The organism is Sinorhizobium sp. Y406, assembly GCF_058732025.1.
Genome location: NZ_CM178974.1, coordinates 2,904,887 through 2,927,500, shown reverse-complemented (window position 1 = coordinate 2,927,500; position 22,614 = coordinate 2,904,887). Strand labels below are relative to the sequence as shown.

Genomic DNA, 22,614 nt, shown 5'->3' with positions numbered 1-22,614 from the left:
GGTCCTAAGGTAGCGAAATTCCTTGTCGGGTAAGTTCCGACCTGCACGAATGGCGTAACGACTTCCCCGCTGTCTCCAACATAGACTCAGTGAAATTGAATTCCCCGTGAAGATGCGGGGTTCCTGCGGTCAGACGGAAAGACCCCGTGCACCTTTACTATAGCTTTACACTGGCATTCGTGTCGGCATGTGTAGGATAGGTGGTAGGCTTTGAAGCGGGGACGCCAGTTCTCGTGGAGCCATCCTTGAAATACCACCCTTATCGTCATGGATGTCTAACCGCGGTCCGTCATCCGGATCCGGGACAGTGTATGGTGGGTAGTTTGACTGGGGCGGTCGCCTCCGAAAGAGTAACGGAGGCGCGCGATGGTGGGCTCAGAGCGGTCGGAAATCGCTCGTCGAGTGCAATGGCATAAGCCCGCCTGACTGCGAGACTGACAAGTCGAGCAGAGACGAAAGTCGGTCATAGTGATCCGGTGGTCCCGCGTGGAAGGGCCATCGCTCAACGGATAAAAGGTACGCCGGGGATAACAGGCTGATGACCCCCAAGAGTCCATATCGACGGGGTTGTTTGGCACCTCGATGTCGGCTCATCGCATCCTGGGGCTGGAGCAGGTCCCAAGGGTTTGGCTGTTCGCCAATTAAAGCGGTACGTGAGCTGGGTTCAGAACGTCGTGAGACAGTTCGGTCCCTATCTGCCGTGGGTGTAGGAATATTGACAGGATCTGTCCCTAGTACGAGAGGACCGGGATGGACATATCTCTGGTGGACCTGTTGTCCTGCCAAGGGCATAGCAGGGTAGCTATATATGGAAGGGATAACCGCTGAAGGCATCTAAGCGGGAAACCCACCTGAAAACGAGTATTCCCTCGAGAACCGTGGAAGACGACCACGTTGATAGGCCGGGTGTGGAAGTGCGGCAACGCATGAAGCTTACCGGTACTAATCGTTCGATCGGCTTGATCGTTCCCATTGCTCATGCTCATCGAAGATGAGCTTTTAGCCCTCACGGCGATCCGCTGTCGCGGATGCCTCCGGGAGGGCGCGCCAAAAGGCGCGACGGCCTTTGGCCTTGCGGAGCTAAAGCTCCGATGAGTGCCCCAAGCGCCGTCGAAGACGTGTTCAAAAAAACGAAGCAATCGCTTCACCAGCTTCTCGAAATCAATTTGCGCCCTTAGGGCGCAAAAGCTTGCGCTTTGCCGACCTGGTGGTTCTGGCGGGGTGGCTGCACCCGTTCCCATTCCGAACACGGCCGTGAAACGCCCCAGCGCCGATGGTACTTCGTCTCAAGACGCGGGAGAGTAGGTCGCTGCCAGGTCTGCAAAGCGCAAGAAAAACGCCGCTCCCCTTCACGGCAAAGCCGTGAAGGACAAGGCAGCGGCGAAAACAAAAAACATCTTCTCTCACACGCCGACAAAACGGCGAAACAAACCATTCGAACCATAACGCGGGGTGGAGCAGCCCCGAACGCCCGCAGGCCGAACGGCCGAGGACGGGCAAACAGACAAACAACCGGGCAAGAAAACCCGGACAAGCATAACGCGGGGTGGAGCAGCCCGGTAGCTCGTCAGGCTCATAACCTGAAGGCCGCAGGTTCAAATCCTGCCCCCGCAACCAGATCAACAGCACACACTCCCATCATCCCCGCCAAAACAGCGGGGATTTTTGCGTTTCGGGGCACGGCACAGGCGCGCTCCTGCGGTTCACCCCCCGAAAACGAATTTCCACACGCGTCACCACGAAGCGTTTCAATATCAGCTTCGGGCAAGTCACCTTTCCTAGAGGTGGTGAGTCCGTGCGACCGGTCGTAACCGGTAGGGCGGACTGCGTCAGCCTCGACCGTGGACACGCGCGTGGTTTCCGGAGCGACAGGCGGCGAACAGGATTGTCCGAACCGCAAGGGTTTGCACGCATGAGCTCGACCATTTCGTCCCTGAGCACCAGTCAGATCAGAGCGCTCTCGACTGCGGCGGTTGCTGCCTGGTCCACGGAAGATGTGGCGTTGCTCACCACGAAGCAGATCAGCGTGCTTTCCTCTGCCCAGATCGCGGCCCTTGATACCGAGGATGTCGATGTCCTCAGCAACCAGCAACTTGCCGCGATTTCACGCAGCGCCATCGTCGGGCTGACGCTGGATCAACTGGCCGTGCTCGACAAATACGACATAGAAAGCCTGGGCACGAATCAGGTTGCGGGGCTCACCACAGCGCAGATCAGGGCGCTGACGACGGTTCAGGCGGAAGCCTTGCAGTCGTCTCAGGTCGGCGCCCTCAGTGCGTTGCAGTTCTCGGCGCTCAGCGCCGAGGATCTGGCGACCTTCTCGACTGCCGACATCGCATCCATCGGCGGGCAGGCGGTGTCCGGTCTTGCCACCGACGTCATAGCGTCACTTTCGACCGAGCAGATTGCCGCATTAAGCACCAGCGCTGTCGCGGGGCTTACCACGGCACAGTTCGCGGCCTTGTCGACCGCCCAAATCGAGGCACTGTCGTCCTTCCAGGTCAGCGCGCTGAGCTCAAGGCAGGTTGCAGTGCTCGGTACGGATGACGTCGCGACACTCTCCACCGGCGATATTGCTGCAATCAGCAACAAGGCCGTAGGGGGGCTGTCCACCGAGGTCGTCGCAACGCTTTCGACGGATCAGCTGGCCGCCTTGAGCACGGGTGCGGTCGCAAGTTTGACGGTCAAACAGATCGGCGTTCTTTCGACCGCACAGGCGGCGGCTCTGTCCATCGCGCAGGTCCGGACGTTGAGCCCGGCGCAGGTCGCCGCCCTGGGCGCGGACAACATCGCGGTCCTGTCGACGGATCAGATCGCGGCTCTGAGCACGACGGGCGTCACGGGCCTGACGACCGCGCAGATCGATGCGTTTTCGACGGGCCAGGCGGAAGCGCTGACCGCCTTGCACGTGAAGGCACTGAGCTCAAGACAACTTGCCGCATTCGGAACGGACGATATCGCGGCGTTTTCAACCGTCGATATTGCGGCTATCACCAATAGAGCGATAGCCGGCCTGACGACGGCGGCGCTCGCGGCGCTCTCCACGGATCAGATCGCTGCCCTCAACACGACAGCCGTCTCCGGCCTGACGACGGGGCAGCTCGCCGCTCTGTCGCCGACCCAAGTCGAGGCGCTGTCTGTTGCACAGGTGAAGGTGCTGAGCTCGAGGCAGCTTGCAGCGCTCGGGACCGACGGCATTGCGGCATTCTCCACCGCCGATATCGCAGCGATCAGCAACAAAGCCATTGGAGGCCTGACCACCGACGCGATTGCGGCGCTTTCCACCGACCAGATTACCGCTTTGACCACCAGTGCTATCGCGAGCCTGACGACCACACAAATAGGCGCCTTATCGACCGCCCAGGCCACAGCGCTGACCGTCAGGACATTGAGTGCGACGCAAGTGGCGGCCCTGAGCACGGGACACATCGCGGTCCTGACGACGGACCAGATCGCCACACTGACCACGAAGGCCATCGCGGGCCTGACGACAGCGCAGATTGCCACGCTGTCGACCGGCCAGGCCGAAGCGCTCACAGCGCCGCAGGTAAAGGCGCTCAGTTCGAAACAGCTTGCGGCGCTTGGGACGGACGATATTGCAATATTCTCGACCGCCGATATCGCGGCGATCAGTGATAAGGCGGTAGCGGGCCTGACCACGGCTGCGGTCGCCGCACTTTCGGCCGATCAGGTCGCCGCCTTGAGCACAAGCGCTGTCGCGAGCCTGACGGCCACGCAGCTCGGTGTACTCTCAACGCTTCAGGCCGCCGCCCTGTCCACGGCACAAATCAGGACGTTGGGTTCGACTCAGGTCGCCGGCTTCAGCACGGAGAATATCGCTGCCCTGTCCACGGACCAGATTGCCGCCTTGAGCGCGAAGGGCGTTGCCGGTTTGACCACGGATCAGGTCGAGGCCTTGTCCACTCTCCAGCTCGAAGCCCTGTCTTCCACGCAGGTGGGTGCCCTCAGTTCGATCCAGCTCGCGGTGTTGGCCGCCGACGATATAGCAGCCTTTTCGACCGCGGATATCGCGGCGATCGGCTCCAGCGCCATAGCGGGCCTTTCTGCCGACACTGTTGCGGCCCTTTCCACCGCCCAGATTGCCGCCCTCAGCACGAAGGGTATCGTAGGCCTGAGCACGGATCAGGTCGAGGCCCTGTCCACCGCCCAGGTCGAAGCCTTTTCCTCTGTGCAGACCGGCGCTCTCAGCTCGGCACAGTTGGCGGCGCTAGACGCTGAGGACATCGCAACTTTCTCGACCGCGGACATCGCGGCGATCGGCTCCAGCGCCATAAGGGGTCTTTCCGTCGAAGCCATAGCGGCGCTTTCCACGGACAAGATCACGGCTCTGAGCACGGCCGGCATCAGGGGCCTGAGCACCGACCAGATCGATGGATTGAGTAACGGCCAGATTGCCGCTTTCGGGACCAAGCAGGTTTCGGTGCTCAGTTCCGCGCAAGTCGCAGCGCTCGGAACGGACAAGGTCGCGAGCTTGTCCTCCGACCAGATCCTCGCCCTGAGCGTGGCCGGCATCGGTGGGCTCGGGACCGATCAGATCGCCGCACTCAGCACTGACCAAATTGCCGCTCTGAGCACCAAGCAGGTTGCGGTGCTGAGTTCGACACAGGTTACTGCTCTCAGCACGACCAATATAGCAGTCCTGTCGACCGACCAGATCGCCGCTCTGAAAACGGCCGGCATTGCCGGCCTTTCCACCAAGCAAATCGTTGCGCTGAGCACCGACCAGCTCGAAGCCTTCACCTCCACCCAGGTCGCCGCGCTCAGCTCTGCGCAACTCGCGGTGCTGGAAACGGACGGTCTGGCAACATTCTCGACCAGTGAGATAGCAGCGATCAGCTCCAGCGCCATATCAGGCCTGACCACGACCGTGCTGGCCTCGCTCTCGACCGACCGGATCGCCGCCTTGAGCACGGCCGCCATCGCCGGGCTTACCACCAAACAGCTCGTTGCGCTCGGCACTGCGCAGATGGAGGCCTTGACCACGGCCCAAGTCGGCGCTCTCACCTCCACGCAACTCGCAGTGCTGGAAACGGACGACATTGCAACTTTCTCGACGAAGGACATTGCGGCCATCGGCTCGCCTGCCATTTCGGGATTGACCACGACCGTCCTGGCGACTCTTTCGACCGACCAGATCGCTGCCCTGAGCACGGTGGCCATCGCCGGGCTCACCACCAAACAGGTTGAGGCGGTGGGCACCGGCCACGTCGCGGCCCTCACGACCAAGCAGGTGGCGGCGCTCACGTCATCGCAGGTTGCGGCCTTCGGTACTGACGATATCGTGGCCCTTTCGACCGGTCAGATCGCCGCCCTGAGCACCGCCGGCATTGCGGGCCTGTCCACCAAACAGATCGTTGCCCTGAGCACGGAGCAGGCGGCGGCTTTGACCCCAGTCCAGGTCGGCACTTTCAGCTCCGCGCAACTCGCGGCCCTCAGTGCCGACGTCATAGCTACCTTTTCGACGAAGGACATTGCGGCGATCGGTTCGAATGCCATACCGGGGCTGACCACAGCCGTCGTGGCAGCGCTCTCGCCGGATCAGATTGCCGCCCTGAGCACGGCCAGCATTGCGGGTCTTTCCACGGCCCAGATTTCCGCATTGACGAGCGACCAGATTGCAGTCCTGCGTGTCACGCAAATTGCTGCATTGACTTCGGCGCAGGTGAGCGCCCTCGGCACGGGCGATCTAGCGGCCCTCTCGACGGACCAGATTGCCGCCCTGAGCATGGCTGGAATTGCGGGTCTCTCCACGGGTCAGATCGTGGCCCTGAGCAGCGACCAAGTCGAGGCACTGACCCCGACCCAGGTCGCCGCGCTCAGTTCTGCGCAGCTTGCGGTGCTTGAAGCGGACGATATCGCAACCTTCTCGCTCAAGGACATTGCGGCCATCGGATCGAGCGCGATGGCGGGATTGACCACAGCGGTCGTGGGCGCCCTCACCAGGGAACAGATCGAAGCGCTCAGCGCAGCCGGCATTGCGGGCCTGTCCACCCGGCAGATCGCTGCCCTGAGCACTGGCCAAGCCGAGGCCCTGTACACCGCGCAGGTCGGTGTGCTCAGTGCCGTGCAGCTTGCCGCCCTCGGCAGTGATGACATAGCGACCTTCTCCACCAACGACATTGCGGCGATCGGCGCAGATGCCATATCCGGCCTCACCACCGCCGCTGTGGCAGCCCTTTCGACTGATCAGGTCGCCGCAGTGAGCACCGCGGCCATTGCCGGGCTGACCACGAAGCAGATCGCAGCCTTGAGCACCGATCAACTGGCGGCCTTGACCGCCGCCCAGATCGGCGCCCTCGGTTCCGTCTCCTCGCTCGGCACGGACAACATGGCGGCTCTCACGACGGACCAGGTCGCCACCTTGAGCACGGCAGCCATAGCGGGATTGACGACCACGCAGATCGCCGCGATGACCAATGCCCAGATCGAGGCGCTGACGACCGCTCAGATCGGCATTCTCAGCGCCAAGCAGATCGCCGCCCTGAGCACGGACGACATAGCGACCTTCTCGACCGCCGAAATCGCGGCAATCGGTTCAAACGCCGTGGCCGGACTGTCGACGGACACGATCGCCGCCCTCTCGACGGATAAGATCGGCGCCTTGAACGCGGCGGCCATCGCCGGCCTGTCCACAAGCCAGATCCATACGCTGACCAGTGCGCAGATCCAGGCTTTGTCGACGAGCCAGGTCAACGCTTTGAGTTCAAAACAGGTCATGGCGCTTGGCACCGACGGCGTGGCGGCGCTCTCGACCGCCCAGATCGCCAACTTGAGCACGGCGGGCATCGCGGGATTGACCTCGACGCAGATCGTTGCCCTGACCGGCGACCAGATCGAGGCCTTGACCACGCTTCAGGTGGGTGCACTGACCTCCACCCAGGTTGCCGCCCTCGGACCGGACGATCTGGAGGCGTTCACGACCGCCGAGATTGCGGCACTCGGTTCGAGTGCCGTGGCGGGCCTTTCCACGGCGACGATTGCAGTCCTCTCGACCAAGACGATCGCCGCCCTGAGCACGTCGGGTATCGCCGGCCTATCGACCGTCCAGATCGCTGCCTTGGCCACCGAGCAGATCGAAGCCCTGTCGACGAGGCAGGCCGGCGCCCTTGGCTCCAAACAGGTCGCGGCTCTGGGCACTGGCGGTATTGCGGCCCTGTCGGCGAGCCAGATCGCCGCCCTGGGCACAACGGGTATCAAGGGTCTTTCCACCGACCAGATCGCTGTCCTCAGCGCCGCTCAGATCGAGGCTCTGACCTCTGTCCAGGTGGCAGTGTTGAGTGCGACCCAGATTGCGGCCTTGGACGTGGACGATCTGGAGCTCTTCTCGACCGCAGACATGGCGGCGATCAGTTCCAGCGCGATATCAGGCCTGTCCACCGGTACGGTTGCCGCGCTATCGGCGGAGCAGATCGCTGCCTTGAGCGCGGCCGGCATTGCGGGGCTTTCCGCCGGCCAGATCGCCGCCTTGACCACCGGTCAGGTCGAGGCGCTGACCGCGGCGCAAGTGGGCGCGCTCGGCTCGAAGCAGGTTGCGGCCCTCAGCACGGCCGGCTTGGCAGCCCTTTCGACAAGTCAGATCGCGGCCCTGGGGACGGCCGGAATTGCCGGCCTTTCCACCGACCAGCTGGCGGCCTTGAGCGTCGACCACGTCGAAGCCTTGACCTCCCTTCAGGTTGCGGCGTTGACCTCGATGCAGATTGCTGCGCTTGGACTGGACGATCTGGAGTCATTCTCGACCGCCGATATCGCGGCGATCAGTTCGAGCGCCATATCGGGCCTGTCGACGAACACGATCGCCGCACTGTCGACCGAGCAGATCGCCGCTTTCGGCACGGGCGGCATCGCAGGTCTTTCCACCGCGCAGATCGCAGCTTTGAGCACTGACCAGGTCGACGCCCTGACGTCTCGCCAGGTGGCGGCGCTGAGTTCGAAGCAGATAGCTGCGCTCGGCATTGACGACCTGGAGACGTTCTCGACCGCGAAGATCGCGGCGATCAGTGCAAGCGCCATAACGGGCCTGTCGACGAGCACGATCGCCGCGCTCTCGACCGAGCAGATCGCCGCCCTGGGCACGGCTGGCGTCTCTGGCCTTTCCACCGGCCAAATCACGGCCTTGAACATCGACCAGATCGAGGCCCTGACCACGGCGCAGATCGCCGCCCTCGGCTCCAATCAGGTAGCGGTTCTCGGCACCGATGACATAGCGGCTCTCTCGACGGCCCAGATTGCAGCCTTGAGCACAACCGGTATTGCGGGCCTGACCAGCGGTCAGGTGGCAGCACTCAGCGCCGATCAGATCGATGCGCTTTCCATCGCTCAGATCGGCGCGTTGACTGCGGATGGGCTTGCGGGGCTCTCCGCAGACGATCTCGCCACCTTCTCGGCCGAGGAACTGGCGGCGATCAGTTCGCAAGGCATTTCGGGACTGACCACGGACTTCATCGCCGGGCTTTCGACGGCGGAGATTGCGGCTTTGGGCACGGCCGCCATAGCCGGGCTGAGCAGCATCCAGGTCGCGGCGCTGAGCGCGGAGCAGATCGACGCGCTATCCACCAGCCAGGTTGCCGCCTTGAGTTCGGCTGGGCTCGCGGGTCTGTCCACGGAGGATCTCAACACCTTCTCGACGGCGGAACTCGCGGCGATCAGCGCGCCTGCGATAAAGGGGCTGTCCACGACCTTCGTCGCGGCGCTGTCCACCGATGCGATCGCCGCCTTGACGACGAGCCAGGTTGCGGCCTTGAGTTACAATCAAGTGGCGGCGATGAACACCGATCAGATCGCGGCGCTGTCCACGTCGCAGATCGCCGCTCTGAATGCAATACAGGCCGCCGCACTCGGTACGGATGCCATCGCCCAGTTCTCCACCGATCATGTCGTCGCCTTGAGCACGAGCGCCGTGTCCGGCTTGAGAACCGCAGTCATGGCTGCTCTGACGACGGCGCAGGCCGAGGCCTTGACGCCGGGGCAGGTCGGCGCTCTGACGTCGGCGCAGGTCGCGGCGTTGACCACGGAGGATCTCGCCACCTTCTCGACGGAAGATGTCAGGTCGTTCAGTTCGACCGGTGTCGCGGGGCTTTCAACGGAAGACATATCCAATCTGACGAGCGCCCAGCTCAACGCCCTGATGGAGTCGCAGATGGGGTCCCTGAACTCGGATCAGATCGCCGCCGTCATCGAGGCCTATCTGGCTCTCGGCTAGGTTGATTCCAGCAGACGGGATGATGCCTGGCGCTTTGGATCAGACGCGCGCGCGGCGCTGCCGGACAGGAAGTCCCGCGCCGCGTCCAGCGCCTCGCGGATGGTCACGTCCATGTCGAGATAGCGGTATGTTCCAAGGCGGCCGACAAAGGTGACGAAGGGTTCCTGAGCCGCCCGCGCGAGATATTGCGCGAGTTGTGTTTTATCCTCGACCAGGCGGATCGGATAGTAGGGGATGTCATCCGGGCCGCAGGCGCGCGCGTATTCGCGATAGCAGACCGAACCGGAATGCTCTTCCCATGGCGAAAAGTGCTTGTGCTCGGTGATACGCGTATAGGGGACCGAAGCGTCCCCGTAGTTCATGACGGCGCAACCCTGGTAGTCGCCTTCATAGGTGAAGCGCTCGAAATCCAGCGTGCGGTATCCCAGGCGCCCGTATTCATAGTCGAAATAGCCGTCGAGCGGGCCGGAATAGAACGTCTGCGTGAAGTCACCGCTCCAGTCTCGATGGAAGCGCGTCTGGAGATGAACCGTGATGTTCGGATGATCAAGAATTCGCCCGACCATTACGGTATAGCCGTTTTCCGGCATGCCCTGATAGGTGTGAAAGAAGTAGTTGTCGTCGTAATTGAAGCGCACCGGAAGCCGCTTCAGGATGGAAGCGGGCAGCTCGGCCGGGGAGCAGCCCCATTGTTTCTCGGTATATCCCTCGAAGAACGCCTGATAGAGCTCCCGGCCGATGAAGCGCAGTGCCTGTTCCTCGAACGTCTTCGGATCTGCGATCGTCGTGTCGGACTGTTCTTCGATGAAGGCGCGCGCCTCGTCCGGCCGTAAGGACTTGCCAAAAAACTGATTGATCGTGTGCAGGTTGATAGGCAGGGAATAGACCTGCCCCTTGCTCGTCGTCTTGACGCGATTTCTGTAGGGCATGAATCGCTCGAAGCGGTTCACATAGTCCCAGACTTCGCGGTCATCCGTGTGAAAGATGTGCGGTCCATAGACATGGACCATCACCCCCGTTTCCTTGTCGCGTTCGGTGTGGCAATTGCCGGCGATGTGGTCGCGCGTATCGAAGACTTCGACCTGGTGCCCCGCTTCGGCGAGTTCGCGCCCGATCACCGCACCCGAAAGTCCGGCGCCGACCACTGCAATTTTCCCGCTCTTTAGCTTTATCATGTCGCGGAAACGGTCTCTGCCGTCCAGAGGCGGTTGTCGGCGGGAATCGGAGCGTAGGCGTTCAAGGCTGTCAGCTTCTCCAGATAGCGCTGGCGATAGGTCCGATCGTCCGAGAATGCGATGTTGCCCTCCACGCATTCGGCCCCGATCTCGTAATAGAGGTCGAGATTGCTGAGGTCCGGCACCGGTGTCTCGCCGCGCTCGCATTCAGCCTGCATCTGCCAGAACAGCTCTTCGAGCCTGCGGGCAAGAGCAGGAATGTCGCGGAGCACGCTCGTCTCGCGTCCGGCCTGCAGCGCCTCGCGGATCGTTGCGAGCTCCGCGGGCGCTTTCGCAAGGGCAATCGCCTTTTCCACATAGTGTTCCGGACCGCTGCAAATCAGTTCCGGAATGCCGGCGGCGGCAACGATGCTATGGCAGAAGCGTGCCGCGAAGCTCTTGCCGGGGAATGTCAGGACGGGTAGTCCCATGGTCAGCGCATCGGCCGCCGTCGAGTGGGCGCCGTAGGGGAAGGTGTCGAGGAAGAGATCGGCGAGTGCGATCCGGGCGAGATGCCTTGCATTCGGCGCCTTGGGCGCGAAAATGAGCCTGTCGGGCGCGACACCGGCCTTCTCCGCCGTCTGACGCAGGCGCTGATCCACGGCGTCGCCTCCGGTGAGCAGCCAGAGCACGCTGGCGGGCGCCGCCTTCAGGATCGTCATCCAATGGGCGAAGGTGGGTTCGGTGATCTTCTGCATGCCGTTGAAGCAGGCGAAGACGAAGACGTCCTCCGGCAGCCCCGCTTCCGCCCGTGACGGCTCGTCTGCGATCACCCGTTTGCGGTCGACGGGCTGGCTGCATGGAATGCGCAGCACTTTCTCGGAGTAGTAGATCTCGTTTTCGGGCGGGACGATGCGCTCGTCCGCGATCATATACTGATGGAAGGGGCTGCCCATAGACCCCGGATAGCCGCAGAAATTGACGATGACCGGCGCCGGACGATAGGCGAAGATCTTCGTTCTCGCGTGCTTGGTGTAGCCGTTGACGTCGACGAGAATATCGACGTCGTCGGCGGTGATCTGCCTCGCCGCGTCCGCGTCGCTGAGCTGAGCGATGTCGCGCCAGCAGTCGACGGCGTTCTTCATCCGCGTCTGCGTTGCGTCGTTCGAAACCGGATCGCCGCAATAATAGGCATAGATCTCGACGCTCTTCTTGTCGTGCAGTTCCAGCACTTCCCTGAGCGCGAAGCCGACCGCATGGTCGCGCAGATCCGAGGAAACATAGCCGACGCGAAGGCGCTCGCCGGTTCCCGTCTTCCGCTTCGGCATCCTGCGGGAGAAGCCGCTCAAGTCGGGACGTCCGACGAAGGACTTGTTGTAGCGGCAGGCCTTGGCGAGCTGGAACAGCGGATCGTCGGAATAGCAGGCAAGCGCCAGCGGCGACATGGCGTCGAGAAGCTGCCGCATGGAAGCATGCTCCGACGGCACCAGGACCGGCCATTTGCATTGGCGCTGCCTGAGAGCGCTCCAATGCTGGCCGGCCTCGGTCTTGTCCGGCCGCAATTCGATTGCCTGCCACAGGGCGGTCTCCGCCTCTTCCAGCAGGCCGGCATTCTCCATGACGCGGCCGATGTGCTGAAGCGCCATCAGGCGATGCGCCACCCGTTCGGCCGTGCTCTCCGCCGTTAACTCGACGAGGCTGCGCCATTGCTGAATGGCTTGCGTGGCGAGCCCGCTGTCTTCGAAGGCGCGGCCGAGGTTGATATGGGCCTGGGCGAAGCGCGGATCGAGTTTCAAGCAGGCCCTGAGCGCGTGGATCGACCCCGCTATGTCGCCGAGCTGACGAAGCGTGACGGAATAGTTGAAATAGACGAGGTGCAGGAAAGGGTGTGTGTCGTTGTACGCGATCCAGACCTTGTAGATCTCGGCTGCCTCGACCGGGTTCCCGGCGCCGCTGCGCGCTTCCGCATGCTGGAGCAGGTCCGTCAGGGACAGGCGCTGGGTGCGGGCGAAGTCCAGCACCGACGCGAGAGGCGCAAGAGGGGCCGATGCATGATTCGGGGCTGTAGACATGTCGAGAATTGACGGTCTGGCAGCCGGAGCCGCAACTCTTCGCCACGGATTTCCACGGGATAATTTGCGGTCCTAACGACAACGCCGCGCGTCTGAAAAGACGCGCGGCGCGGTGACGTAAGGAACCGAACAGACGGTCAGCTGCGCGGCTTCAGGTTTTCAGGGTCGTAGAGCGGCTTGTAACCGACGCCGGCGACTTCGACCGGGTAGGTTTCGGCGAAATACTCAACGTTCAGCTTGCGGCCCTCCTGGCAATAGGCCCAGGGCAGGTAGGCCAGCGCGATGTTCTTGCCGATCGTCGGGCCGAAGGCGATGGAGGTCGTGTAGGAGCGGCGGCCGAGTTCGTCGACCAGCACCTCACCGGTTTCCGGGTCCATGACCGGCAGGTTGCCGACCGGGTAGCGTTTCACGCCGTTCCTGTCGGTGTTCTCCAACATGACGAGCGTGCAGAGCATGGCGGGCTGGTGCTCGCGCGCCTTGTACTCCAGATGCTTCGCCTTGCCGCGGAAGTCCGCTTCCTTGACCTTCGGACGGGCAAGATCGGCCTCGATGAGGTTGTACTGGGTGAGAAGATCCGCGTTCTGCAGGCGCAGGCTCTTTTCCATGCGGCGCGAGTTGGCATAGGTCTCGACGCCGAAGGCCATGACCCCCGTGGCGCGCAGCGCGTCCCAGACGGCAAGGCCATCCTCGTATTTCATGTGCAGTTCCCAGCCCTGTTCGCCGACATAGGAGATGCGGAAGGCGGAGACCGGCTTGCCGGCGATCTCGATCTGCTTGATCGCTGCGAAGGGGAAGTTCTGGGCGTCGAGGCCGGCCGGATCGGCAACCACCTTCTTCAGCGTCTCGCGGGCATTCGGGCCCCAGATGCCGATGGTGATGAACTTCTCCGAAACATCGGTGATGGTGACGTCGAGGCCTCGGTCTTCGGCGACGCGGCGCATGTAGTGGAAGTCGCGCGGGCCGGCATCGGCGCCGTTGACGAGACGGCAGCGGTCGGCCATGCGGAAGACGGTGAAGTCGGCCCGCACCATGCCCTCGTCGTCGAGGAAGTGGGTGTAGATGCCCTTGCCGATATTGCCGTCTCCGCCGATCTTGGCGGCGCAAAGCCATTCGAGAAGCTCGACATGGTCCGGACCTTCGATGTCGACCATGTGGAAGTGCGAGAGGTTGACGATGCCGCAATCCTCGCTCATCGCCAGATGTTCGGCGTTGGAAACGCGCCAGAAATGGCGGCTGTCCCATTCGTTCTCGCGCACCGGCACCCTGTCGCCGTATTTCTCCAGGAGGTGCTCGTTGGCGGCATAGCCGTGCGCGCGCTCCCAGCCGCCGAGTTCCATGAAGTGGCCGCCGAGCTCCTTCTCGCGCTCGTAGAAGGGCGAGCGCTTGACGTTGCGGCCGCCCGCATAGGGCTCGCGCGGATGCACCGCCGGGAAGTAGATCTTCTGCGCCGACTCGAAGCAGCGCTCCTCGATGTACTTTTCTTCGAGCTGGTGCGGGTAGAAGCGGGCGTAGTCGATCGAGGCATGGTCGATCTCGGTGCGCCCGTCCGTCATCCAGTCGGCGATCAGCTTGCCGTAGCCGGGGCCGTCCTTCACCCAGATGGCGACGCAGTACCACAAGCCCCGCACCTTCTGGCTCTCGCCGCAGGAGGGGCCGCCGGCGGCCGATACCTGCAAGAGGCCGTTGAAGGAGTGGCCCTCGTTATAGCCAAGCTCGCCGAGGATCGGCGTCAGTTCCATGGCGCGCTCGAGCGGCTCGATGATCTGCTCCATCTCGAGGTCGCGCTGCGAGGGCGACAGGCGCGCCTCGTGCTTTTCGAGAATGTCGCGCGGATGGCAGAGGCGCGGATTGTTGGCCTCGTAATAGCCCCATTCGATCTGGCCGCCTTCGGTGGTCTTCGGGTCGCCGGTGTCGCGCATATAGGCCGAGTTGCCCTGGTCGCGCAGCAGCGGGAAGCCGATTTCCTTGCCGGTGCCTTCGAATTCGTTGTACGGGCCGAAGAAGGTGAGCGGATGGTCGACCGGCATGACCGGCAGGTCTTCGCCGACCATTTCGGCGATCAGGCGGCCCCAGATGCCGGCGCAGACGACGACATGGTCAGCCATGATCGTGCCGCGATGCGTGACGACGCCCTTGATGCGGCCGTTCTCGACCAGGAGCGAGGTTGCCGGCGTATTGCCGAAGACCTTGAGCTTGCCGGACTTTTCCGCCGCATCGACCAGCTTGCCGGCAACCGTCTGCGAGCGCGGGACGACGAGGCCGGCATCCGGATCGAACATGCCGCCCATCACCTGATCTTCCTCGATCAGCGGGAACATCTTCTTGATTTCGGCCGGCGAGACATAGTGCGCGCGGGTGCCGAAGGCCTTGGCGGAGGAAAGCTTGCGCTTGATCTCCTCCATCCAGGTCTCGTCGCCGGTGCGTGCGACTTCCAGACCGCCGATGCGGGCGTAGTGGCCCATCTTCTCGAAGAAGTCGATCGAATACTGGGTCGTCCAAACCGAAAGAAAGTCGTGGCTCGTCGTGTAGCAGAAGTCCGAGGCATGCGCCGTCGAGCCGATATCGGTGGGAATGCCGGACTTGTCGATGCCGACGATGTCGTCCCATCCACGCTCGATCAGGTGATGGGCGATCGACGCGCCGACGATGCCACCCAGACCTACGATTACGACCTTCGCCTTTTCAGGAAACTCTGCCATGGAATGCGACCCTAGTTGGTGTTTGGCGGGATATTAGAGTGTGCAGCGACGCCATTTGAGCCTGTCTACGACATTATCATCCTGCTGCACGACCAGACCGGGCGCTCCCCTCCCAGTCGTACCCCTCCCTAACCCCTCCCCACAAGGGGGAGGGGTCCTACGATGCGGACCCCTCTCGTTCGTATTTCAACTGTTCACGAGCCTGGACGTCGGAGATGGCGCCCTCGGATGCGGCTCATGAATACGAAAGTGGCACCGAGGACGTTGCGGCGCGAAAGGCGCTTGAGGGCTCAATGCCGCCGGTGAGCGGTTGCGTTCTGCGCCTCGGCCGCGCTTCCTCCGACTTTGCAATAAACAGTGAAAACTCTCGCTCAATATATGTTACAGGATCTGATCGCGGTGAGGCCGAGTCTCAGCTATATTACTGTTTTGCATTGCTTTATTATAACCTTACTTCGACGGGATTAATCCTGATTGTTTCATGACAGGATGTAAGAACACGCATAGGCTATGCAGCGCTAATCTGGTTGCAGAGAATCCTGGGGGGTTGACTCGTGTCTATCAGTTCAGGAACGGCGCGTCGCCACGGCCGCAGTGCACCGACCGGAATCGTCATCCAGCATGATACACTCACGCGCACCGTCATCGTGAGGCTTCTCGAGCGTGAACTCGCCGGCTGGCACTTCGTCGACATGATCTCGACCGCGAGTCTTGACCAGGCCACCGGGCTGGACGTCCGCCTGGTCACGCTGGATCTCGCCGGAAGAGGGGTCGGCAGCCTCAGCTTGCGCGGCGAGCTTGCCGACATCCGCGAACGCTTTGCCGATGCACCGATTGCCGTGCTGGCGGACACGGACGACCTGACGACGGCCGCCCAGATCCTGAAACTGGGTGTTCGCGGTTTTTTCACCCCGTCGCTCAGGATCGAGCTCGCGCTTGCCGGTTTGCGGCTGGTGCTCGCCGGTGGCATCTTCTGTCCGGATCCGCTGGGGGCGATCAAGGATGGCGCCGCTGCGAGCGACGAGATTGGCGGAGAGCCGCAAGCGGGCGGCCAATGCGATGGATTGGCCGATTTCACGCCGCGCGAGGCCGACGTTCTGGCCGAACTCAGATGCGGCTCGTCGAACAAGGTCATTGCGGGCAAGCTTAACCTCTCCGATCACACCGTGAAGATGCATTTGCAGCACATCATGCGAAAGCTGCAGGTTCAGAACCGGACGGAGGTGGTGGCGCTCCTGGGCGGGCGAAACGGCAGCGGCAATGGCCGGATCCCGGCCGCAAGGAGAGCTGTCAGCGCGACGTCTTTTCGAGCATCTCGCTGAGGGTCGCCGCGGTCAGCATGGCCTCGGCGAGCAATTTCTTGAGCTTTTGATTCTCCTGCTCGAGCGCCTTCATGCGCCTGGCGTCGAACTCCGAGCCTTTCAATTGCGACGACTGCCAGCGGTAGAAGGTCGGTTGGCTGATGCCATGCCGGTGGCACACTTCCGATACGGTCGCGCCGGCCTGATGCTCCTCCAGGATTTCCCTGACTTCTTCGTCGTTGAATTTTCGCTTGCCCATTTGCGGTCGTCCTTCGACCTCGATTCAAGGACAAAGACATGCAGCATTTCAAAGTGCTACGGCGGCCTTTGCGCGTTCGATAAAACGCGCGGCGCCGTGGCCGATCAGGGCATACATCAATTCTCACGAAACGCCCTGTTGAAGCTGTCCAGGAGCGGCTGCAATGCATACAAGGCGACGCTGCTCTTGCCCGTTATTATCATTGCCTGCACCGGCATGCCGGGAACCATCTTCACATCGGGCATATGCGCCAGTCTTTCATCCGTCACACGGATGGTCGCTGCGTAATAGGAATGCCCGCTCAGCCGGTCGATCAGATGATCTGCAGAGACGTATTCGACCTGTCCCTTCAGGCGGGGAACCCGCCGCTGGTCGTAGGGGATCAGATGCACCTGTGCCTCGAGTCCCGGATGCACCTGGTTTATATCTTCCGGCTTTATCCGCGCCGCGACGACCAGCCGGGCCGCACGCGGCACGAGCTCCGCGAGCGGTTCGCCGGCGCCGATCACGCCGCCGGCCGTGTGGGTGCGCAGGTCCATGATCACGCCGTCTTCGGGCGCGCGGATCTCGGTTCTCGCCAGCTGGTCGTCGATCGCGCGCAATCGCTCGCGCGTCTGCAGGAGCTGGTTCTCAGTGTCGCGGAGGCTGAGCGCGACTTCGTTCAAGCGGTCGCTGCGCAGCTTGACGAGATAGGCCTGTGCCTCGCTGATGACCTGATGGGCGCGCGAAATACGCGCTGCGACATCGCCCAGCTGGCCGCCGATATCCGCCTTTTCACGTTCCAGCATGAGAACCCGGCTTATTCTTTCCAGGCCCTTGGCGGAGAGTTCCGAGGCGGTCTTGAACTCACGGCGGGAGATGTCGATCCTCTCGATCAAGGCAGCCTTCTGGGCGCTCAGCCCCGCCACCTCCTCCAGCACCTGCTTGATCTTCTGCTGCGTGATCGCGATCTCCGAGCGCATGACCTGCCGGCGCGCCTCGAAGATGCGCTGCTGCCCGGCGAGGATCTCGTCGATCGCACGGTACTTGACCGCGAGTTCCGGGAATTCGGGCGGATAGATGATGCTGTCCGTTCCGTGCTGCTCGGCGATCAGCCGGGCGCGCCGCGCCCGCGCATCCCATAATTGCCAGCGCAGGCTGTCGCGCTCGGCGCGCGCTTTCGTGTCGTCGAGCTCGACCAGGACCTGGCCCGCGACGACGGCGTCGCCGTTCTGGACGAGAATCCGCCTGACGATGCCGCCCTCGAGGTGCTGGATGGTCTTGCGGTTGTTTTCCGTTTCGACGACGCCCGAGGCGATCGCCGCGCTGCTCAGCGGCGCAAAGGCGGACCACGCCCCCAGGCCGACGACGAAGACGGCGATCAGCAGGTTTCCCGCCAAGGTAACCCGGCGAAGCCTCGACCGCGGCGATGCGTCCGCCAGCGTCAAGGCGGCACGGGCAGCGGGAGGCGAGGCGGGCGCCGGGCGGGCGGACCCGTCTGGCGGGCAGACATGGCCCTCGATCTCCGGTCCCTGAACTCGGTCGAAAGAAGGGGTCCGGTCGAAGGAGGGTTCGATCCTGGCAAGTCGCATGGGGCCGGCCTCCTTCCTAGCTGCCCGTCCGGGCGGGTGGTTGAAGATAGGTATCGAAGATATGGTCGCTGTCGCCGAAGGCCTCGATCGTGCCGTTGCGCATGATCGCGATCTTGTTCGTTATCGGCAGGATGCCCATGCGGTGGGTAATGACGACGACCATCATCCGCAGCGAGCGCATGCGGGCGATCGCCGTGAACAATCGCCGCTCGCCCTCGTAATCGAGGCTCGAATTCGGGTCGTCCAGCACGACGAGCGCGGGGTTGCCGTAGACCGCCCGCGCCAGGCCCAGCTGCTGGCGTTCGGCGCGCAGCAGCAAGGCGCCGCCATCGCCGACATCCGTGTCGTAGCCCCGCGGCAGCCTGATGATGCTTTCATGCAAACCGACGAGCTTGGCCGCCTGGACGACCTTGCCGAAGTCGGTCCCGTCGAGCCGGCCGATGACATCCTTGATCGCGCCGCCGATGAGCTCGATGTCCTGCGGCAGGTAGCCGACATGGCGCGTGCCGCCGAAGAACGGCAGGGCCGAGATATCGACGCCGCCGAGGAGCGCGCAGCCCGACGTCGCCGGCTGGACGCCCGCGATGATGCGGCCAAGTGTTGATTTTCCGGACCCCGACGGGCCGATCAGTGCAACGCAGTCGCCGGGAACGAGCCGCATGCTGACGCCGCCCAGGACCTGGCGATTGTCGGACGCCAGCACATAGCCGACGCCGTCGAGCAAGAGCCCGCTCGCCTCGTGCATCGGCACCGTGCGCCGATTGGCCTGCGAGGCGACGGCGATCAGCAGGCGGTTCAGGCGATTGAAGGCGGTGCAGGCAAAGGCGACGGCGCGCCACGCGCCGATCGCGCCTTCGACCGGCGCGAGCCCCCGCCCGAGAAGCAGGCTCGACACGAAGATGATTCCCGGGTTTCCGCTTTCCTCGAGGACCAACCAGGTCGCCGCGCCCATCATCAGGATCTGCGCCAGCATGCGGACGGACTTGGACAGGCCGAGGACGATCTCGCTCCGGTGCATCGCGTCGTCCTGCGCATGCCGCGCCGTCTCCGCGTCGCGATAGACGAGCTGGGCCGCACCGTTCTGCATGTTCATGGCGCGGATGACCTGGATATAGCGCAGCGCATTGGCGAAACGCATCTGGCTGCGGGCGAGCGTGGCGTTCGCCTGCGCCAGCGGCTGCCGCGTCGAGAACTCGGTGAGGATCGCCAGCAGTAAGAGGGCGATGGCGCTCACTAGCCCGATGGTGCCGAGCACCGGGTCGACCAGAAACAGGAGAAGCAGGAACACCGGCGCCCAGGGAATGTCGAAGAGCAGCGAGGCGGCCGGGGAATCGAGGAACTGGCGCAGGGTCGACAGGTCCCGGTAGCCTTCGTTCGCCTGGCCCGCATCGGTGCGGGCGCCGTATTCGAAACATGCGGTGAGCACGACCGGCCGCAACCGGTGATCCAGCCAGCTGCCGATGCGCGAAAGGGCGGCTCGCCGTACGATATCCAGGAGCGAACCCACCACCACCGCCGCCGCGATGATCAGCGTCAGCATGATCAGCGTGTCGAGGCTGCGGCTCGACAGGACGCGATCGTAGATCTGCAGGAGGTAGATGGAGGGGGCGAGCAGGAACAGGTTGTAGCCGCAGCTATAGAGGAAGACCAGGCAGAAGGCTCCGGCTGAGGCCCTGATGGCGGTGGCCAGGTGGGTCGGGGGCTGTTCAGCCCTTTTCGGATTTGTCGTCATTTTCAGGCCTCGGCGTGATCGATACCGAACGGCCGGCTTCGCCGCTGCGTAGTTCCTCTTGCCGGAACCGACCCGAACCCATCGGGCGGTTCAAGGGCAGAAACGGAGCTTGCCCGCCTGCAGACCGCGCGGCGCCCGCGAAGAGGACGACCGCCGGCCGCGGCCGGCGGTCGTCGTCGAGTATCAGACGCCGATGTCGATGATCCCGCCTATGTTGGCGATATCGTCGAGAAGAGCAGAGACTGTCGTGGTATTCGTCGTGGTCGTGGTTTCCGCGATCGGGCTCGAGTGAACCAGGGCCGCGGAAATATCGCCGCCGACGGCCGCATTGCCGGAGCCGCCCGCGCCGCCTACGCCCGCAAGGATCGTCGCGCTCTGATCGGCGACGAGCGTGGTGTTCTGCGTGGCGGTTGTGTCGGCGGACACGGCCGCGACGTTGCCGCCGCTCGTATTGCTCTGGTCGCCGTTCGAGTCGGCACTGCCGCCGGCACCGCCCGTCCCGGTATTGGTGAGGGCTGCCAGCACGGCAATCGGTATCTGGACGACGTCGCCACCATCGGCGTTGCCCGCGGTCCACCCGGCGGTCTGGCCGACGATATCGCCGTTGAAGACTGTTGGGGCGGAGCCCACGACGGTCTGCACGTTGGAGACATTGGCGACCGGGTTGTAGAAGATATCACCATTATTGGTGCCATCGCCGCCATTGCCGGCATTGGCGTCGCCGGCGATGGGATTGGTCAGGTTGATCGTGTCTGTCGAAACTTGCGCAATAGGCATGACGTCGCTCCTCTGCTTGCTTGCCCCGTTGTCATGAGCGGTTCGATGCCAAGGGACACCGCCCGCGGGCGGGACACGACAAGGCTATGGTGCGCGTGACGGAGAAGAGCGGCCAGCCGGACATTCGGGGACGTTCGTTTGGCTAGGGTGCGAACTTCAGGACATGCTGAAACCATTGGCGTCCGCGGCCGAACGGAGCACCCCCCCTCTGCCCGGTCCACCCTCCGCAGGAGCCGCGCTGCAGCTGCGGAGGGTGGACCGGGCATCTCCCCCACAAGGGGGAGATCGGCCAGATGCGCTGCCGTGCAACCTCGACGGTGCTGACGCGGACACAACTGTAAATGAAGGGCCTGTAGCCCACGGTCAGGTCGGATGGAAAAGGTGCGGTCCAGCCAGCAGATGCCGAAGCGCTTGGTCAACGCGAACAGCTGAATTGGTGGAGCGGTCAGATCGCCGGTTGCCAATCTCCCCCCTTGTGGGGGAGATGCCCGGTAGGGCAGAGGGGGGCATCACGGCACGGCTCTGTCGAATGCCTGCCTCAGACGTTCACCAGGGCGAGAACGTCGTCGACGAGCGCCGAATTGGCGTCGGCAATGTTGCCCTCGCAGCCGGCTCCGCCGACGCCGCCGAGCTGCAGCGTGTGCTGGTCATAGAGCACGTGGTTGAGCTGATCGGCCTCGGCCGTGCCGCCGGCGGGAACGGCGATGTTGATCGGGTGGAAATAGCCGATATTGACGTCGACCATGCTGCCGGTCGACGTGCCGGTGCCGCCGCCACCGCCGTCGCCGACGGCATTGCCGGTGAAGATCGTGTCGGAAGCGAAATTGAACCCGCCGCCATTGCCGCCGATGCCGGCGATCTGCACGCCGCCCTGGTCGAAGATCACATTGTTCGTCTGCGTCGCCTGGGCATTGCCACCGGCGGCTCCGACGGCGATGTTGATAGGCGAGAACACGGCGACATTCACGTCCACCATGCTGCCGATGAACGTGCCGTCGCCGCCATGGCCGGCATAATTGTCGCCGGTGAAGGTGAAGGTCGCGCCGGCGGAAGCGGCTGGCGCGCCGCCCGCGCTATTATGGTCGCCGCCCGCGCCCCCGACGCCGCCGACCTGGGTCGCGCCCTGGAGGATCGCCGCGTTGTTGGTCTGCTCGGCAGTGGCCGTCGCGCCCGGTCCGGCGGCGACGGCGGTGTTCACCGGCGCGAACACCGCGACATCGGTGCTGAGCAGGCTGCCGAAAAACGTGCCGTTGCCGCCATTGCCGGCGAGATTGGAATTGCCGACGCTGCCGATCGCCTGATTGCCGCTGCCGCCGTCGCCGCCGATGCCGGCCATTTCGGTCGCATGCTGATAGATGAGGGCATTGTTGCCCTGTTCAGCGCTGGCATTCGACTGCGGCCCGGCGATTGCCAAGTTGGAGGGTACGAACATGGCGAGCGTGTTGCTGCCGATTACCCCGACGCTGGTGCCGTCGCCGCCGTTGCCGGCGGCGTTCTGGCCAGAATCGCCGGCGATATCGAGGGGAAGCCAGGTCGGAACCAGCGCGAGATGCCCGGCGGCGACGCTGCTTTGATCGGTGTTCGTATTCGGTGCGTCATCCGACAAGGGACGAGAGTCTGCCATCGCCGTATCTCCACGCAATGCCCGGTCATGCGCACCCGCCATCTTGTGGCCGCTCGCGGAAAAATGAGAGCCTGCAATTCGTCTACGCCCGTTTGGGGAGGGTAGCCGAATGGGTGTAGCGGGTGGTTTTCGGGCTCCCGGTGCGGAGTCGCACGCCGAGTGGCGCGGCAGGGGAGGCCTCAGCCATACGCTTACCCACGAATGG

At 63.5% G+C, this 22,614-nt stretch carries 10 protein-coding genes, 1 tRNA gene and 2 rRNA genes (1 of these 13 running past the window's edge); 5 read left to right on the top strand and 8 right to left on the bottom strand.

The window, feature by feature from the left end:
- From AC4P1R_RS13890 to AC4P1R_RS13875, 4 genes are all read left to right on the top strand, one after another.
- Nucleotides 1–967: ribosomal RNA gene (locus tag AC4P1R_RS13890) — 23S ribosomal RNA — on the top strand; it begins 1,830 nt to the left of the window's first position.
- A 236-nt stretch (nucleotides 968–1,203) separates the two neighbouring features.
- A 5S ribosomal RNA gene (gene rrf / locus AC4P1R_RS13885) occupies nucleotides 1,204–1,318 on the top strand.
- 222 nt (nucleotides 1,319–1,540) lie between these two features.
- Nucleotides 1,541–1,617: transfer RNA gene (locus AC4P1R_RS13880), tRNA-Met, on the top strand.
- Nucleotides 1,618–1,912: 295 nt separating this feature from the next.
- Nucleotides 1,913–9,220: a beta strand repeat-containing protein gene (locus AC4P1R_RS13875; protein WP_492177111.1), complete on the top strand. Its 7,308-nt coding sequence runs from the start codon at nucleotides 1,913–1,915 to the stop codon at nucleotides 9,218–9,220.
- Here AC4P1R_RS13875 and glf read toward each other — a convergent pair.
- The 3 genes from glf to AC4P1R_RS13860 form a co-directional block, all read right to left on the bottom strand.
- Nucleotides 9,217–10,395 carry a UDP-galactopyranose mutase gene (gene glf / locus AC4P1R_RS13870; protein ID WP_069458987.1) on the bottom strand — a complete coding sequence of 393 codons (1,179 nt, stop codon included), beginning with the start codon at nucleotides 10,393–10,395 and terminating at the stop codon, nucleotides 9,217–9,219. The genes AC4P1R_RS13875 and glf overlap by 4 nt on opposite strands.
- Nucleotides 10,392–12,446 carry an O-linked N-acetylglucosamine transferase, SPINDLY family protein gene (locus AC4P1R_RS13865; protein ID WP_069458988.1) on the bottom strand — a complete coding sequence of 685 codons (2,055 nt, stop codon included), beginning with the start codon at nucleotides 12,444–12,446 and terminating at the stop codon, nucleotides 10,392–10,394. Before AC4P1R_RS13865 ends, glf begins: the two co-directional genes overlap by 4 nt.
- Before the next feature lie 137 nt (nucleotides 12,447–12,583).
- Nucleotides 12,584–15,145 carry a GcvT family protein gene (locus AC4P1R_RS13860; RefSeq protein WP_069458989.1) on the bottom strand — a complete coding sequence of 854 codons (2,562 nt, stop codon included), beginning with the start codon at nucleotides 15,143–15,145 and terminating at the stop codon, nucleotides 12,584–12,586.
- 554 nt (nucleotides 15,146–15,699) lie between these two features.
- Here AC4P1R_RS13860 and AC4P1R_RS13855 point away from each other — a divergent pair.
- Complete coding sequence (locus AC4P1R_RS13855) at nucleotides 15,700–16,467, top strand: LuxR C-terminal-related transcriptional regulator (RefSeq protein WP_069458990.1); 768 nt, start codon at nucleotides 15,700–15,702, stop codon at nucleotides 16,465–16,467.
- Here the strand turns inward: AC4P1R_RS13855 and AC4P1R_RS13850 are convergent.
- The 5 genes from AC4P1R_RS13850 to AC4P1R_RS13830 form a co-directional block, all read right to left on the bottom strand.
- Nucleotides 16,436–16,705 carry a transposase gene (locus tag AC4P1R_RS13850; protein ID WP_069458991.1) on the bottom strand — a complete coding sequence of 90 codons (270 nt, stop codon included), beginning with the start codon at nucleotides 16,703–16,705 and terminating at the stop codon, nucleotides 16,436–16,438. The genes AC4P1R_RS13855 and AC4P1R_RS13850 overlap by 32 nt on opposite strands.
- Nucleotides 16,706–16,821: 116 nt before the next feature.
- On the bottom strand, nucleotides 16,822–18,276 hold the full coding sequence (locus AC4P1R_RS13845; protein WP_492177110.1) for an HlyD family type I secretion periplasmic adaptor subunit: 1,455 nt from the start codon (nucleotides 18,274–18,276) through the stop codon (nucleotides 16,822–16,824).
- 16 nt (nucleotides 18,277–18,292) lie between these two features.
- Nucleotides 18,293–20,008, bottom strand: coding sequence for a type I secretion system permease/ATPase (locus AC4P1R_RS13840; protein ID WP_492177109.1), 1,716 nt, complete (start codon nucleotides 20,006–20,008; stop codon nucleotides 18,293–18,295).
- A 183-nt stretch (nucleotides 20,009–20,191) separates the two neighbouring features.
- A complete protein-coding gene (locus AC4P1R_RS13835; RefSeq protein WP_151611652.1) occupies nucleotides 20,192–20,785 on the bottom strand; it encodes a PE-PGRS family protein in 594 nt (197 codons plus the stop codon).
- A gap of 538 nt (nucleotides 20,786–21,323) precedes the next feature.
- A complete protein-coding gene (locus AC4P1R_RS13830; RefSeq protein WP_492177108.1) occupies nucleotides 21,324–22,409 on the bottom strand; it encodes a hypothetical protein in 1,086 nt (361 codons plus the stop codon).
- Nucleotides 22,410–22,614 lie beyond the last annotated feature (205 nt).

Coding starts and splice junctions, on each gene's coding strand:
- AC4P1R_RS13860 (WP_069458989.1), bottom strand. CDS start 15,145: ATGGCAGAGTTTCCTGAAAAGGCGAAGGTCGTAATCGTAGGTCTGGGT.
- AC4P1R_RS13875 (WP_492177111.1), top strand. CDS start 1,913: ATGAGCTCGACCATTTCGTCCCTGAGCACCAGTCAGATCAGAGCGCTC.
- glf (WP_069458987.1), bottom strand. CDS start 10,395: ATGATAAAGCTAAAGAGCGGGAAAATTGCAGTGGTCGGCGCCGGACTT.
- AC4P1R_RS13835 (WP_151611652.1), bottom strand. CDS start 20,785: ATGCCTATTGCGCAAGTTTCGACAGACACGATCAACCTGACCAATCCC.
- AC4P1R_RS13850 (WP_069458991.1), bottom strand. CDS start 16,705: ATGGGCAAGCGAAAATTCAACGACGAAGAAGTCAGGGAAATCCTGGAG.
- AC4P1R_RS13845 (WP_492177110.1), bottom strand. CDS start 18,276: ATGCGACTTGCCAGGATCGAACCCTCCTTCGACCGGACCCCTTCTTTC.
- AC4P1R_RS13865 (WP_069458988.1), bottom strand. CDS start 12,446: ATGTCTACAGCCCCGAATCATGCATCGGCCCCTCTTGCGCCTCTCGCG.
- AC4P1R_RS13840 (WP_492177109.1), bottom strand. CDS start 20,008: ATGACGACAAATCCGAAAAGGGCTGAACAGCCCCCGACCCACCTGGCC.
- AC4P1R_RS13830 (WP_492177108.1), bottom strand. CDS start 22,409: ATGGCAGACTCTCGTCCCTTGTCGGATGACGCACCGAATACGAACACC.